Here is a 19,171-nt window from a genome sequence, read left to right as displayed (position 1 = left end):
ATGATTTTCTCAAACCTCTTTTTAAATTATTTCAAGAAAATGCCACAAGGACAAGTTAGATTCGCTTTTAGGATTGTTATCAATCAGCATTCAAGTACAGCTTGGGAGAAGTATATTTGGGAGAGTACTTATCAAGAATTCTTGATGCAATCTCAACTTTTCAATGATAAGACAGCTCCATTACTTACGTTCAAAGAAATACTCAGTAAAAATGAAAAGGCTGAACAATTGCATTTTTTAGTAAGTATGGCTGCACATCCCTATATTTTACAATGGAAAGGGAAAATTTACCATTTAGGAGATAATCTTGGAAATAATTTTATGCCTTTCAATCAGTGTAAGATGGATATTATTGATTCAAATATAAAGGATAAAAACGCACATGAAATTGGCATTACTTTTTATACGCCTTTGATGTCTTTAATTGATATTTGGGAAGGACATTATTTAATTTCTTTAGATGAAAATTTGGATAAACTTTCTGAAGGCATTCAAACTTTGATGTTTAAGTGCCAGCCTAGATTATCTGTGTTTTCCTACAAACCTATTTTTTGAAAAGTTTAATTCTTTCAATAGGAATTCCATCTAATTGATAATTCAAAATATAACTTCCAGCACTTAGGTTGCCTAAATTTAACGGGATTTGGTAAGTATCAGTATTTTGAAATTCTTCAACCAATGTTTTGATTACTTTTCCATTTATATCATGTAGCATAATGGAAACGTTTCCTTTCTTAAATACTTGATATTCAATAGTAGTTTCGCTTTCTACAGGATTTGGAAATACTTTAATAGGCTTCTCTTTTTCTAAAAAATCTTCATTGCCCAACGTAAGTGCGAATGTTTGGAATTGACTATCCAACCATAATGTACGGGTTCTTATCCATTCTTTCATCCAATTGGTTTCATCTTGATAAGTACTTCCTACATAATAATTAGGCCATGTATATTTTCCTAAAACTGGCCATTTGTTGAAATTCCTTTTCATCGCAGGCTCTAAAACCATAGCTGTTGAATCTATCCATTTGTTAATATTATCAGGATTGAAAATAGTTTTGCGAAGTACTTCCCATCTTTTTACGGTTTTAGTTTTAAAGATAGAATCTTGCGTCAATTGTTGCCACCAAAATGGTGCAGGATAAAGGTCATTTTTAGGCAAAGCAATATCGTTGATTTTGTATTGCCAACCTGTAGATTTGTAACCATCGTAATAATCTGCATTACCAAAAGCTAAGTTATAGTCCCAAGCAGGTCCCATTTTTAGTTTTCCACCTTTGCTACTTTTTTCCTTATAAAAAAAGGTACTCAATCTGTAGCCATCAACATTTTTTACAAATTCTGTAATCAAGAAATAATCAATGAAAGTATCCAAATCGCACATTTCACGCCATTTTGCTTGTGGACTTTGGAAATCAGGTAAAAGTAAAGCTGCTTCAAAGTCGTTCACATATTTTTGGATATATTCAAATTGAGGCTGTGTAATATCTGTAATTTTGGGATATTCTACTTGAAAGAAGGTTTTGTAATTGCCGAAAGGAGTGGAGATGCTATTCGTCCAATTTTTGGAAGGAGTGCCAGACGTTTTATCAATTTTAATAATGTAACCACCAGTTACATCTTCACCAGTGTTATCTGTCGTTTTTAAGCTTGAAATATCTACTCTGTTTTTGTCTCTTTTGATTTTTTCCATCAAGATGTAAATTCCTTGATAGTCATTATTCAAAATCATTTCACAGTAACGTGTGCGAGTTGCATAACGCCCCATTTTATTGGCTAAGTCATAAGTGAGTACATCACGCATCAGCGTTTTGTCATTATAAGTAGCATTTAGGACCCAATCAGCTTCTGCTGGCATTCCTAAAAGACTTACTTTTTGGTCGTTGCCAAGGCTATCTTTCCAAGTTTCAAAGCCATAAGGTTTTTTAGGGAATAAATCTTTAGATGACGAGCCTCTTAGTTCAATACCAGCAAAACCCTTGTAAATATTTGCAGGATCATTGATGTTGTTGAGCAAGCCATTTCCTTTATGAATCAATTCAAACGTCGATAAAATTTTGGGTTCATCAACAATACTTTTTCCTTGCGTATTGACTTTTAAGATAGGAAGATTTGAAGTTGTTAGGCTTTGGCTATTTACTGAATAAATACCAAAACCTAACAGTAATATCAAGACGTAAATTGTTTTATTCATATAAATTTTAGGATATTTTAAAAATCATATCCTAAAGTTATATAAGAAATTGGACTTTTCACTTCATTATTATCTAACCCCCAGCCCAAGTCATACTTTACAAAATATCCTAGTATGGTAGTTCTTGCACCAACTCCATAACCAATTAAAAACGGGTTTCTAAAATCTGTTACTGAAGCTTGAAATGGATTTGTTGATGGACCTTTTACTATAGTATTAAAACCATTTCTTCTTGAGAATGGGCTTGCACCCGTCCAAGCAGAACCCACATCGGTAAATGTCGTTAATTGAAGGTTTTTGAAAAAATTATTATAAATAGGGCCATTGTACAAATACTTTGCAATAGGAAATCTTACTTCCAAATTTAAAAGAAAATGACTTGTTCCTGATAATCTATTCACATTAAAACCACGTAAAGGAGTAACAAAATCTAGTAAAAACAAATCTTTATTATCGGCAATAGGAACTTTGGTATCGGCTGTTGTTGGATTAAAAGGATTATTCATATCTCCACTTCTATCTTGATATTGAATCCCCAACCAATTATCCATACCACCCATCACCGTGGCTTTGGGTGCATTTCCAAAAGAATGTCCGCCAGAGAACCTTCCAGCTACAATTGTACCTCTTCCTAGTTTTATGTAATGACGAAGGTCAATAAATACACGATTGAAACCATCAATTGAATTCGATAAACCAGAGTAATGTTCTATTCTAGCTCTGAATCTCGTGCCTTCAAGCATATTGATACCATGACTGATAGTATTGTCGTAAACAAATTCAACCTTTCCACCTAAGTATGTAGAAACGCCATCTGGAGCGGCTAGGCTTCTTAAATCTAAAAATCTATTTGCCGTAAAGGAAGGCGTTGCAATAACACGAGTATTAGTATTGATTGGATATGAAGCCGAAACAGAAAGTCTGTTAAAGTGATATTTTTTGATGGTTGATTCTGTTTCTTCAGAAAGTGATCTGCGGTCAAATCTAATGCTGTAATCAACTCTATTAGCTAAGTAAGAATACTCGCCCCATAAATCAGCATTTTTTAGGTTCGGAGTAAGAAATATGCCTCCCTGAAGATGATGATTTTCAAGTAAGTCATTCATATTAATTGTTCCCTTTAACCCAAACCCTCTTTGTGGAAGTGGATCAACCATAAAATCAAGATCGGTATTATTAACAACGAAAGGATTATTGTAGTCTGTCGGAGCTTTAATTTTAATATTTTCCTTACGACTTTGCTTCGCTAAAATTATCTTTTCTACTTTATTTCTTTTATCGTTTTTAGGTACTTCTGTTCCACTTTGACCAGCATTTTTAGAAATCGTTGTAATATCAAAAGTATAATCGTTGGTATCAATTTCACCTTTTTCAAGGACTATTTTTGGCGTTTTTACGACAGTTGTTGCTGATTCTGTAATGGTTTTGGGTATTTCTGTTTTAGTCTGAGCAGGATTATTGTTTGTTTGTCTCATTCCATAAAGTCTTACATTTCTAAGCGTATATGGAACATTATTTTTTGTTTCAAAATCTGCTTGTGCTTGATAAGCAATTGTTTCCTGACTTTTTTCTAAAAACTTATAAACCAAACTGTTCGTACTTCCTGCAAAGTCAAAATCTTCAACATCGTTTTTGAAATTACTTACTTGTGTAACAACAGAATCGCCAGCAACAAGGCGATAGATATTATTAATACCACGTTCGTCACTTAAAAAGTAAACAGTACTTCCATCTGAAACGATTGGTCTTGAAATTGTTCCTAAAGAATCCACCAAACGTTTTACAATCGCTTCTTTGGCTTTTCCTTCGTGTAGAAATAAATTGAAACGATTATTTACATTTTTGTAAGTTCCTTTATCAATCTCTAAAGAATCTTTTAATCTGTTTGATGTAAAGATGATTTTGCCTGCATTCCCTACAAATTGTGGGCTCAAATCATCGTATAAATCATTGGTTAATTGCTGTACTCTTCCTCTTGAGATTTCGTACAAAAATAAATCGTTTTGTCCTTTACTGATGGCACTTAGCACAATTGTCGTTCCATTATCAGAAATATCAAAATCCTGAATTTGGTCGAAATTGCTTAATATTTTTCTGGTAGCAAATTTACCCGTCAAATCTTTTTCGGTAATATCTGTAAATATAGAAAGTACAACATCGCCTTGATTTTCATAAATTACGGCTAATGTTCCGCCTTTTGTCCAAGAAAGTAAAGGTGTGTTATAATCAACAGATTGTTTTAAAGTTTTATAACCAGAAGTAAGTAATAATACTTTCTTTTTTGTTTTAACATCTAAAATTTCTATGCTTGATTTTCCTAATTCATTTCTTGAATAAGCAATAAAAGCACCATCTGGACTGATTTTGAACTTACTTATTTTATCAAAGCTATTGAATTTACTTTCATCTATTTTAAAATCATACTTTGGTGTTTGATAATTACCATTGTTGATGGCATCATTCATTACAGAATAATATTCTCTCCAGTCTTTTAAAAACCTTGTGAATGGCATACCAATTGTACTTGAAATTGACGTCTGCTCATTTCTGATAATTCTGGTGAGGTTCAATATGTTTGCAATATTGTCTTTTCCGTACTTTTCAGCGATGTAATTCCAGATAGATTGTCCCACCAATTCAGCTTCTTTTCCGTTTGCAAGATTTGGTCTTTTTAGATATTTGTTACTGATGGCATCACGCATGTAGGTGTCCATTTCTGTGTTCCAGCCATCAGAAATATAGGCGGTAATACCTGTCATGTACCATTCTGGGACGCTCAATAGCAACGAATTTTGTAGCGATTCCTTAATACTTCCACCATAAAGCATATCATGAACAAACACATGTGCTACTTGTTTTGTGATATTTTTTTTGAAACTTTCAGCATTACCAGAATAGGCAATTTCAATGCGTGATTTTGCAAGATTTTCTTCTCTAATTTCTCTTTCACTTGAAAGATGTAAGCCTACATTGCTTTGGTTGAGGTCTTGCGTAGCGTTGTAAACAAAAATCTTGGTTTTTGTAAAGGGAGAATAACCTAATATTTCAGTAATTCTATCGAATTCTGATTCCGCTAATTGTGCCGCTAACGTGGCGGTTTGTTGTCCGCCTTCGTAGAAGTAAATTTCAAAGTTTTGGGAAGCCAATACTTTCCATTTGAACGGCCGATATTGAATACGGTTTTTGCCGAATGGTTCTTGTGTAGGTAAAAAATTCTGAGCTAATGTACAAAATGTAGTCAGAATAAATATTATTGGTAATAATTTTCTCATTGTTTTAGGACGAAGTTAAAAAGGCATTTCTTCGTAAATTAATCATTACTTATAAAGGAAACGAATGGCATATTTAATTGAATTTCCTAAAAGCAACGAAATAAGCCATTACGAATTCTCAGCCCCTAAATATAACGAAGCAAAACGATTTATATTGACTTCCGAAGAAAGTTCTTTTCCAGTTACTAAAAATTCAGCAAATTGATTGGCAAAATATGGTGCCAATGATACTCCTTTTGAGCCCAAACCATTAAAAATACCGATTTGTTGTAAATCAGGGTGCATTCCTACAAATGGGCGGCGGTCTTTAGTAGCGGGACGAACACCCGCTAAATGATTCACAACCATCAAATCTGGCTTCATTAATTTATGATATTTCTCTATTAGCTCTTTTTTTCCTTGTGGAGTGGGACTAAAGTCGAGTTCATGCCAAGAGTAAGTTGCTCCCAGTCGGAAAGTATTTTGCGATAAAGGAACAACAAAAGCACCTTGGCTAATGATTTCCTCCAAATTAATTCCATCAATGCTAATATCTAATACTTCCCCTTTCACAGGATTGAAGGGTAAATAATTGAAAAAAGGATTGAATTTTCCCTGAAAACCTTCACAAAAAATAGTCTTGTAAGGCTGAGAAATGGCTGTTTCTGGATTAAATTTTTCCTCGATGAGTATCCCTTTTTCTTTAAAATAAACCCTAAAAGTATCCAAAAGTATTTTTAAATCTACCCAACCCGATTGTTTGGTTGTTGCACCACCCCATTCGCTTTTTACTAAGTTTTTGTACTTGATATTTTCAAATTCAAGACTTGCAAAATCATAGAAATTTTCAGGAAGAACATTCCTTTTAAAATATTCTTGTACTTCTTGATTGGGAAATGGACGATAAATTAAGACTTGATGAAAAAACTTTGTTTGTAATTCTTTTTCAAGTGCTAAATAAAATTGTTCAAGAAATGGGAATAATTCGTCTGCCATCCAAGTTTTAACTAATTTTCTACCTGTAACAGGATTGAAAATTCCTGCGGCAACTTTTGATGAAGAAGGAATTTCTGGAGCATCAAAAATTTGTACTCGTTTTCCCTTTTGAAGAAGTAAGTAAGCCAGCAAAGAGCCCGCCAAACCTTGACCAACAATTACAAAATCTATATCAGCCGATTCTTTATTCATCATTTCTTGAGGTGTTATTACTATTTGATAAAATTAAAATGTTACAATCTTTCCAATACATTTTGATGTAACTCAATTACAAAATTCACTTGTTCTTCTAAAGTCATGAATGAAGTATCCATTAAAACGGCATCTTCAGCTTGAACAAGTGGCCCTTCTTCACGAGTAGAATCAATAATGTCTCTTTTCTTTAAATTCTCAATGATTTCGTCTAAGTCAACCAATTCACCTTTATCAAGTAATTCTTTTTGTCGTCTTTCTGCACGAATTACGGGGTCGGCAGTCATGAATATTTTTACTTCTGCATCTGGAAAAACTTTTGTGCCTATGTCTCTTCCGTCCATAATTACACCACCATGTTTAGCCATTTGCTGTTGTTGTGCCACCATTGCTTTTCTAACAGCAGTAATTGCACTTACTTCAGAAACCATTTCTGAAACATACATTTTTCTGATTTCACTCTCTACATTCAGTCCATTTAGATAAACATCACTTGCACCACGTTGTTCATTAAATTGAAAACTAATATGTATTTCGTTAAGGGCTTTTTCTACTTCTTTAGGGTTTGTGGAAGTAACATGGTTTTCATGAAAGTAAAGACTTACAGCACGATACATCGCTCCAGTATCAATAAAAGCATAACCTAATTTAGCCGCAACACGTTTGGCGGTAGTACTTTTTCCGCAACTCGAATGCCCGTCAAGAGCAATAATGACTTTTCTCATTGAAAGATAATTTTCGAGGATAAAATGATAGAATGATAAGATAAATTGCTTTATTCGTCCGATAAAAAACAAGCCAGCAATAGTTAAATATAAACAAAGATACTGAAATGGGCAGTATGGCAGCCTGCTGAATGTTTAAATATACAGATTAAATTTTCAGTTTGAACGCATTTTAGTTTAAATAATTGACTTTCAAAAAAATAAGAATTATGCAAGTAACAGGGAATATCATCAACATTTTTGAAAAAACGATTAAGTATGGAAGTATTGAAATTCAAGATGGAAAAATTGCATCCATAAAAATATTAGCGGAGGAAGTTGCGTCCAATACTCCTTATATTTTACCGGGTTTTGTAGATGCTCACGTACATGTAGAAAGCTCTATGCTTACACCTGTACAGTTTGCTCGTTTGGCCGTGGTGCATGGAACGGTTTCAACTGTTTCTGATCCACATGAAATTGGTAATGTTTTAGGGAAAGCTGGAATCGAATATATGATTCACAATGCTCGACATACGCCCTTTAAGTTTTGTTTTGGAGCTCCATCCTGCGTTCCCGCTACTACTTTTGAAACCGCAGGAGCGATTATTACCCCTAATGATATTGAAGAATTATTTCAACAATATGATGAAATAGGTTATTTGGCAGAAGTAATGAATTTTCCTGGAGTATTAAACGGCGATGAAGATATGCTTGCAAAAATAGCCTTGGCAAAATTATATAATAAACCAGTTGACGGACACGCTCCCGGATTAAGAGGAGAGGCTGCCAGAAAGTACATAGAAGCAGGTTGCCAAACCGACCATGAATGTTTTACTGAAGAGGAAGCTTTGGATAAACTAAAGTATGGCATGAAAATCTTAATCAGAGAAGGTTCCGCTGCTAAAAACTTTGAAGCATTGATTGGTCTATTACCTGAATATTATAACGAACTAATGTTTTGTTCTGATGATAAGCATCCTGATAATTTGGTGGAAGGTCATATCAACTTATTAGTAAAAAGAGCTTTAGAGAAGTTTCCTTCACTTTTATTTGAGGTTCTTCAAGTCGCTTGTGTGAATCCCGTTTTGCATTATCAACTTCCAGTAGGTTTATTGCGTGAAGGGGATAACGCAGATTTTATTTTGATAGAAAATATCCAAAACTTTGAAGTACTTCAAACGTATATTTCAGGCGAAATAGTTGCTGAAAAGGGTGTTTCAAAAATTCCTAATTTATCAAGCGAAATAGTCAATCATTTTGATTGTAATTTTAAAAGTGTTGAACAGTTCCAAGTAAAGGCACAAGGAGAAAAAATACAAGTAATAGAAGTGTTAGACGGACAACTGATTACATTGAGGTTAGAATGCCCAGCTTTGATAAAAGATGGCTTGGTTGTATCTGATTTAGCGAATGATGTTTTAAAAATAGCAGTGGTGAATCGTTATCATGATGCTCCACCAGCGATAGGATTTATTAAAAATTTTGGATTAAAACAAGGTGCAATAGGATCTTCTGTAGCACATGATTCCCATAATATCATCGTAGTGGGGGTAGATGACGAGTCTATTACTGAAGTAGTGAATATGATTATAAAAGCAAGGGGAGGAGTAGCTGCAATTTCAGGAAATGGTGTGAAAAACCTATTAGAATTGCCAATTGCAGGCATTATGTCGGGTGAAGACGGCTATTTGATTGCCAAAGAATATTCTGCTATTGATAGATTTGCCAAAGATTTAGGATGTACATTGAATTCTCCCTTTATGAGTCTATCGTTTATGGCACTTTTAGTGATTCCTAACTTAAAATTATCAGACTTTGGATTATTCGATGGAGAAAATTTTTTGCTCACTAGCTTGTTTATTGAAAAAATTAACTAATTTTAACATTGTATTAACTTTTTAAAGGTCAATACATCATCAACCAAAACTAAAAAAACTAATATCCATTGCTCCTTTTCAGGAACAAAGCCTTCTTTTTATAATAGAAGCTTGTTTCTTGCATTTCTCTGTTTTTTTAGATTTCATTAATAAATACAAACCTGTATAGGTTTGCTGAAGTTTGATTACAATCTTTTTGTAATATTTCTATTTTTATCAACCAAAACTAATCAACGAAATGAGAAAATTTCTACTCATTACCTCCGTGTTTCTGTTTGCTTTAATCGGGCAAACTTATGCACAAGACAGGGTAGTCACTGGTAAAGTGACAGCTACTGAAGACGGTTCTCCACTTCCCGGAGTAAGTATTTCTTTAAAAGGAACTACACGAGGTACTTCAACAAATGCTGAAGGTGTTTACAAAATCAGTGTAGGTGCTTCATCATCTCTTACTTTCTCTTTTGTAGGGTTTAATGCTAAAACTATTGAGGTTGGCAACCAATCTACTGTAAATGTTTCTTTGGTAGCAAACACTTCACAACTTCAGGAAGTAGTAGTAACAGCTCTAGGTATCAAACGTTCAGAAAAGTCATTGACATATTCTGCACAAACCGTTAAAGACGAGCAATTGAACACGATTCGTCAGACAAGCTTGAACAATGCTTTAGCTGGTAAGGTTGCTGGTATTCAAGTAAGAAGCCAGTCTTCTGTAGCATTGGGTAGAGATGCTGCAATCAGAATTAGAGGGGCAGGTTCTCTTTCAGACAAAGCTCCCTTGTACATTCTTGATGGTAACCCAATTGGTTCATCTGATATTAACCTTGACGATGTTGAGTCTGTTACTGTTTTGAAAGGACCAAGTGCAACTGCATTATATGGACAAAGAGGTGATGCTGGGGTTATTATTATGATTTCAAAAAAAGGTACTAGTAAAAAAGGTATTGGTGTAGAAATCAACCAAAGTACATTTGTTGATAATGTTTATATCCTTCCTAAATACCAAAACTCTTATGCGGGTGGCGGTTCGCCTGATTTAATTAAATTTAATTGGGAAGCTGGTATGCCTGCATCTTGGCAAGCAATGAATGGTAAATATTACCACGACTATTCTGATGATGCTTCTTGGGGACCTAGAATGGTTGGTCAAGATTATTTACCATGGTATGCTTGGTATGAAGGAACTCAATATTCTGGTAAAACTGCAAAATTATTACCTCAACCAAATAATATCAGAAGTTTCTATCAGTCGCAAGTTGCCACTAATACAAACTTGAACTTCTCTAAAGCAGGGGATAATTATACAACTCGTTTATCATTTACTGCTCAGAATCAAAATGGTATGTTGTATAACTCAAATGGAGCAAAATATACAATTTCTTCGCAAACAACAATAGATTTAGGGAAGCACTTCACTGCTTCTGCAAATATCAACTATGTTGATTATACTATTAAAGGACAGTTTGATGATGCTTATTCAAATAACTCATCAGGCTCATTTAACTCTTGGTTTCACAGAGATTTAGATTTTGACAAATTGAAAGAGTTGAAAGACCTTACTTCTCCTGAAGGAATTTTAGGAAGCTGGAACCATAACAACCCAGGTGCTTATGATGCTACCAAACCTGTGAATTTCTATGGTGCAAACTACTGGTATAACTTTTATTCTTACTTTGAAAAAATTCAATATACTGAGAATCGCAGAAGATTATTTGGAGATGTTAATTTGACATACAAGTTGAACGATAATTTTAAGATTTCTGGTTTTGCAAGATTGAATAATGGTACAGGAACTATTGAAAACGGAGTGCCAAGTATCCTTCAAACAAGTGCTTCACAAACAGGATTAAAAGCATCTTACGCTACTGCTCAATATATAGGTAACCAAGTCAACAATAACTGGTCTCCAAATGAAACTAATTATGAAGTTACTGCTGCTTACAATAAGAAAATTGGTAACGATTTTAGCATTGACGTAATTGCAGGGGGTAATATTCGTAAAGATAGATTCAGAGTGATGTCGGCAAATACTGTAGATGGTCTTGTTGTTCCAGATTATTTTTCATTAAGTAACTCTGTATCAAATGTTGTTACTTCTTCGTCAAGGTCATTTAAAGAAGTAAGAAGTTTATATGCTCGTGGTTCATTTGGATACAAAGACCTTGTTTTTTTAGAAGGTTCAGTACGTAATGATAACAGCTCTGCTTTGCCTGCTGGAGGTAATTCATATACTTATCCATCGTTTGGGAGTAGCTTAGTATTTAGTGAATTGATTAAAGATCAAGTACCTTCATTATCATTTGGTAAGATAAGAGCAAGCTGGGCACAAGTAGGTTCTGACTTATCTCCATATCAATTAGCACTAAATTATTCATTGGCTAATGATAAATTCAATGGTAACACTTTGATGGGAACTCCAAATACCATCGTTGACCCTAACATTAAACCATCGTTATCATCTTCTTACGAACTTGGTATTGATTTGAGATTCTTCAAAGATAAATACGGTTTATCTGTAACGTATTACAATGAAGATAAAGTAAATGAAATTATCAGTGTGCCAATTACTGGTGCAAGTGGATTTACTAATAAATTAATCAACGCTGGTAAATTAAATAGACACGGTCTTGAAATTTCATTCAATGCAACACCAATAAAAACTGTTGATTTTGCTTGGAATTCAACGCTTAACTTCGCAAAAAATACTTCTAAAATTATTGAGTTAGCAGAAGGCGTTGATGCAATTGTTGTTACTTCAGGTGCTTTCGCTTCTACCTCAGGCGCTACAATTGTTCACCAAAAAGGAGAAGAGTGGGGACAAATCAGAGGTGGTGGTTTTACTTACAAAGATGGTAAGAGAGTAGTTACTGCTGACGGAATGTTTGTGCAAACACCAAATAAATATTTAGGTAGCGTACTTCCTGATTTTACTGGTGGATGGACTAATCAACTGACTTACAAAAAGTTCACTTTAACAGCAAACGTCGAATTCTCTAAAGGAGGTAAATACTTCTCTCTTTCTGATCACTGGGGTTCATTCTCAGGTTTGTTTGAAAGAACAGCTGGTTTAAATGACAAAGGAAATCCTTTGCGTGATCCTGTTGCTGATGGTGGTGGTGTACATGTAGTTGGTGTAACTGCAACTGGCGAAGATGTTAATACTTATGTAGATGCTCAAACTTATTATCATCAATTCAGAGGAAGTAATATTGCGGAAGAACATGTTTATGATTTAGATTTTATCAAAGTAAGAGAGGTTAGCCTTGGTTATAGAATTCCTTTGAAAGGTTCTAAATTTTTGCAAAATGCCACAGTTTCGTTTGTTGCTCGTAACCCTTGGTTAGTTTATGCAAAAAATAGAGATTTTGACCCATCAGAGTTATCAAATATCTATGGTGAAAATGGTCAATTCCCTGGAACACGTTCTTTCGGAGTTAACGTTAAATTAGGTTTCTAATTTCTGATATAAATTTTAAAGATATGAAATTTCAAAAAAATATACTAAAAGTATTAACTGCAACGAGTTTGTTGATAGGAGCATCAAGTTGCAAGCTGGACGATTTTGGAGATATTAATAAAAACCCAAACTCAATTTTGGTGCCAGTTACTTCGTCGTTGTTGACAAACGCATTACTAGATTTTGGTACTCCTTCTTCAACAGGAAGTTTAAATGGGGCTTTATATTGTCAGTACTTTGCTGAAACACAATATACAGAAACATCATTGTATGCTACACCTCAAATTGCATGGGACGGTATATATGCAGGAGGTTTGTACGATTTACAAAATATCATTAATAACAATACAAATGCAGCAACAGCTACTTATGCTGCACTGAATGGTTCAAATAACAATCAAATTGCGTTAGCTAGAATTCTTAAAGCATATAGATTGTTAACAATGACTGACTTGTGGGGTGACATGCCAGCTTCTGAGGCTCTTCTTGAAAATGTAAAGCCTAAATACGATACTCAACAAGAGGTTTATAATCTAATTTTCAAAGAATTGAAGGAGGCTATCGCTCAATTTGACGCTGGTGATACTCCCAAAGGAGATATTGTACACAATGGAAATTTGACGAGATGGAGAAAATTTGCCAATACTTTACGTATGATTATGGCATTACGTATTTCAAAAGTTGATCCTGCTACTGGTAAAACTCAATTTCTTGATGCTTTGGCTTCTACAGGTGGAGTAATTGATGCCAATGAAGACAACACAGCACTTACTTATCCTGGTGGAGCATATAAAAACCCTTGGTTTAATCTATACGATGGTCGTAAAGATTATGCTGTTAGTGATGTATTTGCAGATATTATGCTAAGTAATGAAGACCCTAGGATTAATGCTATGGCTCAACCGAATAGTACTGGAGAAATCGTTGCATTCCCTTACGGCTTAACTCGTGATGATGCTATTACTTTTGCAAATGGTAACTCAGATTATTCTTTCATTTTTGAACAATCTTTGCGTCAGGCAACATCTACAAGCCAAATTCTTACTGCTTCGCACGCTTATTTAGCAAGAGCTGAAGCAGCACAATTAGGTTGGACTACCGAGAATGCTGCAAGCATGTATTCAAAAGGTATCGAAATGTCATGGAAACAATGGGGAGTATTTGATCAAGCTAAATTCAATACTTTTATCAGTTCTGATAATGTATCACTTGCTACTAGCCCTCTTACAAAAATCCAATTACAACGTTATGTTGCATTCTATCCAAACGGACACATGGGTTGGTCAGAATGGAGAAGAACAGGAGTTCCTGCACTAGTAGCAACTCCTAAAGCCACTAATGCAACTAAGGCAATTCCTCGTAGATATGTTTATGGAGCAAATGAAGCTACATTAAATGGTGATAACTTCAAGGCTGCTGTTGGTAGATTATCTGGAGGAAACACACAGGATGCTAAAATCTGGTGGGATAAATAAGGCAGTATTCTTCCTTTGAAAAATGTTTTTAATTTTAAATGAGAAAAAAATGAAAAAATATATTAAATCAATAAAAGCCTTAATATTAGGTCTCGTTGTTTTAGCAACAGCCTGTGTACCAGAAGGTAAAGATATGATTGAAGGCATGGGTTCTAACTTTGTTAGGCTCCCAGCCGGAGGTGAAGAAACAACTCTTTTAGGGGTTGACTTAGTAGCAGGGGATAAAACAACAGAATTTCTTGAAATTATTAGAGACGTAAATAGCTCTTCACAATTAAATTCTGAAGTAAATGTTACCATCAAAGCTGATGATGCTTTGATTACTAAGTATAATGCAGAAGCTAAGGTTTATAATGCGAAACCAGAGAATGAAAAAACTCAAAAACCATTGTTTGATGCCCTACCAGCTAGTCTTTATAAGCTATCAGGAACTGATATTAAAATGGGTGTAGGAGAATTTAGCAAAAATGTTGCGATTACTTTTGACCCAACTAAATTAGATCCTACAAAGAAATATGCTTTAGGTGTATCGGTTGTAAGTGCTGGCGATTACAAAGTAAGAAGTGGATTGGGTTCGGCTTTATTCCAAATTATCGCTAAAAATAAATATCATGGGAAATACAAAGCAGTAGGTGTTTTTACTCACCCAACTGCTGGCCCAAGAGATATTGATAGAATGAAAGATGTAGTTACTTTAACAGCTAATAGCGTTACCACAGAATTAGGAGACTTAGGTGCTTCGGGTTATACAATGACATTGACTGTTAACTCAGATAATAGTGTTACTGTAACTCCTTCTGGTGCAACGCCAAACATCAACCAAAGTTATTCTAAAAACTACTACGACCCAGCTACAAAGAGCTTCCATCTGCATTATTCTTATAATGTTGCCGCTCCACGTATTGTTCAAGAAGTTTTAACATTGAAATAGGTTTGAATTTTTTTTACTTCAAAAAAGGTCGCTGAACAGCGACCTTTTTTTTGTTCCAGCATTTTAAAACACAAATCAAAACGGATTACTTCTAACTCTTAAACGGATTACCTATTTTTACTTAAAATTTCAAAATCCAATTTTATATCTTTCAAAACAACAATGCATCAATTAGGATTTGTCAGTGCTATTTTAGCGGAGCGTACTTTTGAAGAAGTAATAGATTTCGCCTCAGAAAAGAATTTTAAATGCGTGGAAGTAATGTGCTGGCCAGCAGGAAATGCCGACGCTCGTCGCTATGCGGGTGTTACACATATTGATGTGGAAGCACTAGATGAAGCTCAGATTGCTCACATCAAGAATTATACTACCGAAAAAGGAGTATTTATTTCAGGTTTAGGCTATTATCCTAATCCACTCGACCCAGATGTGAATAAAGCGAATTTTTATGTTGACCACATCAAGAAAATTATTCAAGCAACGGCAAAATTGGAAATTCCTGTGATGAATACTTTCATCGGTAGAGATTCTTCTAAAAATATTGCTTACAACTTAGATAAATTCAAAGAAACTTGGACGGATATTGTCAAACTTGCAGAAACTTTAGGCGTAAAAATTGGTATCGAAAACTGCCCCATGTTTTTTACAAATGACGAATGGCCTGGTGGAAAAAATATGGCAACCACGCCAGCTATTTGGGATAAAATGTTTGAAATTATTCCGTCTGCTACTTTGGGTTTGAATTATGACCCTTCGCATTTGGTTTGGCAAATGATGGATTATACTCGTCCATTGTATGATTACCGTGACCGCCTGCATCATATTCACTTGAAAGACGCAAAAGTATATTATGATAAACTAAGCAGAGTGGGTATCATGGCAAACCCTTTAGAGTACCATTCACCAAAATTACCGGGTTTAGGAGATATTAATTGGGGGAAATTCTTTTCTGCTTTGAACGATGCTCGTTATCGTGGACCAGTGGTGATTGAAGTAGAAGACAAAGCCTATGAAGGTTCAGTAGAAAATGTAGAAAGTGCAATTTTAACAGCAAGAAACTATTTAAGTCAGTTTTTGGGTTAAACTAATACCAATAATGATTATGAGCTATAGATAATAATTTATAGCTCATAATATTTTGTAAAACCCTTTGAAGAATTATTAATAAAAGCTCAAAGCTTTTTGCTGAAAGCTAACAGCTACAATAAAATGAGTAAAAATCAAGTCAATACCAAAACCATAGAATATTCTTCGCTGAAAGACATCAATAAAGCAGCTCAAGCAATTCTTGCTTTTGGGAAAAATACTCCTATTTGGCTTTTTGAAGGACAAATGGGTGCTGGTAAAACAACATTAATCAAAGCTATTTGTGAATGTATGTTGGTAAACAGCCACGTGCAAAGTCCAACATACTCTATTGTAAATGAATATGCTACTACACGAGGCGAAAATATCTATCATTTTGATTTTTATAGAATCAAGAGTGAGGAAGAAGCAATGGATATTGGTATTGAAGATTACTTCTATTCTGGTGGCTTTTGTTTTATTGAATGGCCATCTAAAGTAGAAAACCTTTTACCTTCCAAACATTTGAAAGTAAATATTGAGGTAGATGAAAATGGTAAAAGAGTGATAACTTTGTTAAAAGTTTAGTGTTAGCATTGATGTTTGTCTTCAAGCATCCAGCTTATCATAATTGAAATTAAGCAATCAAAATGGCTCAACCCTCAGGATTTAAAGAAGTACTTGCTCAGTCAGGATTAATGACGCAAGAGGCATTGGTTTGGACAAAACAAAATGCCAAAAGCCTTTTCATAGGTCTTCCTCGTGAAGTATCGATGCAAGAGCATAGGATTTCGCTAACACCTGATGCAGTAGGATTATTAATCAGAAATGGGCATAGAGTATTGATTGAGACAGGAGCAGGGAATGGTGCGAAATTTACTGATAATCAATATTCAGAAGCAGGAGCGCAAATAGTTTATTCAACAGAAGAGCTTTTCAAAGCAGATGTAATTGTAAAAATACAACCGCTGACGGATGATGAAATAGAGTATTTACAACATGGTGCAACGGTAGTTTCTTCGTTAAATATGTCGAAATTGACGAAAGAATATTTCGAAAAGTTGAATCGCAAGAAAATAACGGGCTTATGTTATGAATACATTGAAGATAATGCTGGCGGAATTCCTATTATTCGAGCCATGTCTGAAATTGCAGGAAGTACAGTAATGCTCATTGCTGCCGAATGTTTAAGCAGTGCTAATAATGGAATGGGCGTAATTTTAGGTGGAATTACTGGAGTACCGCCTACTAAAGTGGTAATTCTAGGAGCGGGAACTGTTTCAGAATACGCAGCAAGAATCGCCATTGGTTTGGGTGCAGATTTGAAAGTATTTGATAAGGATATTTTTAAATTACAAAGATTGAAATATTCGGTTGGTCAAAATATTTATACTTGTATTATTGATTCTAATGTGCTAACCCAAGCCATTCGTGATGCCGATGTTGTAATTGGTGCTTTGCGTGCAGAAGATGGTTTTACTCCTTGTATTGTTACTGAAGAAATGGTTTCGATGATGAAACCTGATTCCGTCATTATTGATGTTTGTATTGATAGAGGAGGCTGTTTTGAAACTTCAGAAATTACCACGCACGACCAGCCCATTTTTAGAAAATACGGCGTTATACATTATTGTGTGCCGAATATTCCTTCAAGAGTAGCACATACTGCAAGTCAGGCATTGAGTAATATTTTTACTTCTTTCTTATTGAAAACTGGTAAAACTGGTGGCATAGAGGAAGCAATTTTTGCCAACAAAGCATTTATGAAAGGAGTTTATTCTTTCAAAGGAAGTTTGACAAACGCCAATATCGCCAAGAAATTTGGTTTGAATTATAAAGATTTAAGTTTGCTGTCTGCGGCAAGATTTTAGTTTATAAGACTAGAGGACTTTAGGACTTGAAGACTTTAGGGTTTTTAGACTTTATGATTGTTGGACTTGAAGATTTTGGGATAATGGATTTTGATTTTATGACTGAAAGATTTGAAGATTTTGGTCCTGTAGTCTCCCAGTTTTAGACTTTATGCTTAAAAGAAGCATTTTAAATCTTCAACTTTAAAAATCCTTTAGTCTTCTAGTCCTCAAGTCTTTTAGTCCTAACTCTAAAATCCTCAAGTCTTCAAGTCCTAAAGTCCACAAAATAAAAAAACAATGATTGAAGATTATACAGCCATATCGAATGCACCCAATTCTCCAGATTTGAATGGGAAATACTTGGGAATTATTTCAGCGGATTTTGCATTAGTCGCAGAATTTTTGAAAGAAGCATCATACCAGATTAGAACGAGAGGATTCTCTAAATTTCCAATTTTTGCAGTTTCACAAAATCCAGTTCAAATCGGACAAAAGCTAATTGGTATTCATGAAATGAGTGGAAATACTTGGAATTATCACGCCTCATTTGCTGAAGAATTTGTTCAAAGAGAAATTATTGCAGAAGAAAATTTAGAGGTTTTTCAGTCAAGTTACAAAGACGCAGACGAATACTGCTGTCTTTTTGTACTAGATAGAGATTTTGCAAGTTTCATCTATATTCCATTTCCTGAGGATTGACGATGAAAAAAACTGATTGACGTAAACATGAAATATGGGAATATTTATAAAAAAAATAATTATATGTATATTATGTGAATATTAAATTACGTTTATTAACTTTACAAGCTCAACCACTAAGCTTATTTCTGAAGTCGGCTGGTTTAGTTTGTATAGAGAAATAAGCAAGTTTAATCATAAAAATATAATTATCATGTTAAACCCAATCTTAGGCATAGGCTCTCGTATTCGTCATACGGATTATGGAGACGGTGTAGTTGTTAATGTAAAATCGAACGGCTACGTAATTACTTTTACTCAAACGGATTCAAAAGAAATTAAATTTGATTATCCACTAGAAATCATTGAAGAAGTAGAAAGAGATAACGACTTGGTTACTTATTTGATGTGGAATTAAAAATTCAATTGAAACCAGAAATATTTTAACTTTGTTGAATGCTGAGTGTAGTTATAAACTAAACTCAGCATTTTTTTTGGTAT

Annotated in this window: 14 protein-coding genes; 10 read left to right on the top strand and 4 right to left on the bottom strand. The window is 34.4% G+C overall.

The annotated features are described in order from the left end of the window. Entirely contained in the window at window positions 1–555 is a 555-nt protein-coding gene (locus HNP25_RS09595; protein ID WP_184133674.1) for a hypothetical protein, read from the top strand. Here HNP25_RS09595 and HNP25_RS09590 read toward each other — a convergent pair. From HNP25_RS09590 to cmk, 4 genes are all read right to left on the bottom strand, one after another. Continuing rightward, window positions 545–2,191, bottom strand: coding sequence for a CotH kinase family protein (locus HNP25_RS09590; protein ID WP_184133672.1), 1,647 nt, complete (start codon window positions 2,189–2,191; stop codon window positions 545–547). The genes HNP25_RS09595 and HNP25_RS09590 overlap by 11 nt on opposite strands. 17 nt (window positions 2,192–2,208) lie before the next feature. Continuing rightward, a complete protein-coding gene (locus HNP25_RS09585; RefSeq protein ID WP_184133670.1) occupies window positions 2,209–5,463 on the bottom strand; it encodes a hypothetical protein in 3,255 nt (1,084 codons plus the stop codon). A 108-nt stretch (window positions 5,464–5,571) separates the two neighbouring features. Continuing rightward, entirely contained in the window at window positions 5,572–6,633 is a 1,062-nt protein-coding gene (locus HNP25_RS09580) for an NAD(P)/FAD-dependent oxidoreductase (RefSeq protein ID WP_184133668.1), read from the bottom strand. 38 nt (window positions 6,634–6,671) lie between these two features. Further along, window positions 6,672–7,355, bottom strand: coding sequence for a (d)CMP kinase (cmk, locus tag HNP25_RS09575; protein ID WP_184133666.1), 684 nt, complete (start codon window positions 7,353–7,355; stop codon window positions 6,672–6,674). Window positions 7,356–7,564: 209 nt separating this feature from the next. Here cmk and ade point away from each other — a divergent pair, with 209 nt between their 5' ends. From ade to HNP25_RS09530, 9 genes are all read left to right on the top strand, one after another. After that, the gene (ade, locus tag HNP25_RS09570; RefSeq protein ID WP_184133664.1) at window positions 7,565–9,214 is read left to right on the top strand and encodes an adenine deaminase; all 1,650 of its coding nucleotides are present in this window, start codon (window positions 7,565–7,567) and stop codon (window positions 9,212–9,214) included. A gap of 238 nt (window positions 9,215–9,452) precedes the next feature. Then, window positions 9,453–12,668 carry a SusC/RagA family TonB-linked outer membrane protein gene (locus HNP25_RS09565; RefSeq protein WP_184133663.1) on the top strand — a complete coding sequence of 1,072 codons (3,216 nt, stop codon included), beginning with the start codon at window positions 9,453–9,455 and terminating at the stop codon, window positions 12,666–12,668. Between the two features lie 23 nt (window positions 12,669–12,691). Next, window positions 12,692–14,143 (top strand): SusD/RagB family nutrient-binding outer membrane lipoprotein, encoded by a 1,452-nt coding sequence (locus tag HNP25_RS09560; protein WP_184133661.1) that lies wholly within the window; start codon window positions 12,692–12,694, stop codon window positions 14,141–14,143. A gap of 49 nt (window positions 14,144–14,192) precedes the next feature. Continuing rightward, window positions 14,193–15,074, top strand: coding sequence for a BT_3044 domain-containing protein (locus HNP25_RS09555; RefSeq protein WP_184133659.1), 882 nt, complete (start codon window positions 14,193–14,195; stop codon window positions 15,072–15,074). A 162-nt stretch (window positions 15,075–15,236) separates the two neighbouring features. Then, the gene (locus HNP25_RS09550; RefSeq protein WP_184133657.1) at window positions 15,237–16,157 is read left to right on the top strand and encodes a sugar phosphate isomerase/epimerase family protein; all 921 of its coding nucleotides are present in this window, start codon (window positions 15,237–15,239) and stop codon (window positions 16,155–16,157) included. Between the two features lie 126 nt (window positions 16,158–16,283). Beyond that, on the top strand, window positions 16,284–16,727 hold the full coding sequence (gene tsaE / locus HNP25_RS09545) for a tRNA (adenosine(37)-N6)-threonylcarbamoyltransferase complex ATPase subunit type 1 TsaE (RefSeq protein WP_184133655.1): 444 nt from the start codon (window positions 16,284–16,286) through the stop codon (window positions 16,725–16,727). 62 nt (window positions 16,728–16,789) lie between these two features. Next, window positions 16,790–18,010, top strand: a complete 1,221-nt coding sequence (locus tag HNP25_RS09540; protein ID WP_184133653.1) for an alanine dehydrogenase — start codon at window positions 16,790–16,792, stop codon at window positions 18,008–18,010. Between the two features lie 279 nt (window positions 18,011–18,289). After that, a complete protein-coding gene (locus HNP25_RS09535) occupies window positions 18,290–18,691 on the top strand; it encodes a hypothetical protein (protein ID WP_184133652.1) in 402 nt (133 codons plus the stop codon). Window positions 18,692–18,884: 193 nt separating this feature from the next. Next, window positions 18,885–19,088: a hypothetical protein gene (locus HNP25_RS09530; protein WP_184133650.1), complete on the top strand. Its 204-nt coding sequence runs from the start codon at window positions 18,885–18,887 to the stop codon at window positions 19,086–19,088. The last annotated feature ends 83 nt before the right edge of the window (window positions 19,089–19,171 follow it).

Origin of the sequence: Arcicella rosea, from assembly GCF_014204325.1 — a bacterium.
Classification (GTDB): domain Bacteria; phylum Bacteroidota; class Bacteroidia; order Cytophagales; family Spirosomataceae; genus Arcicella; species Arcicella rosea_A.
This window is presented reverse-complemented; position numbering and strand designations above follow the sequence as displayed.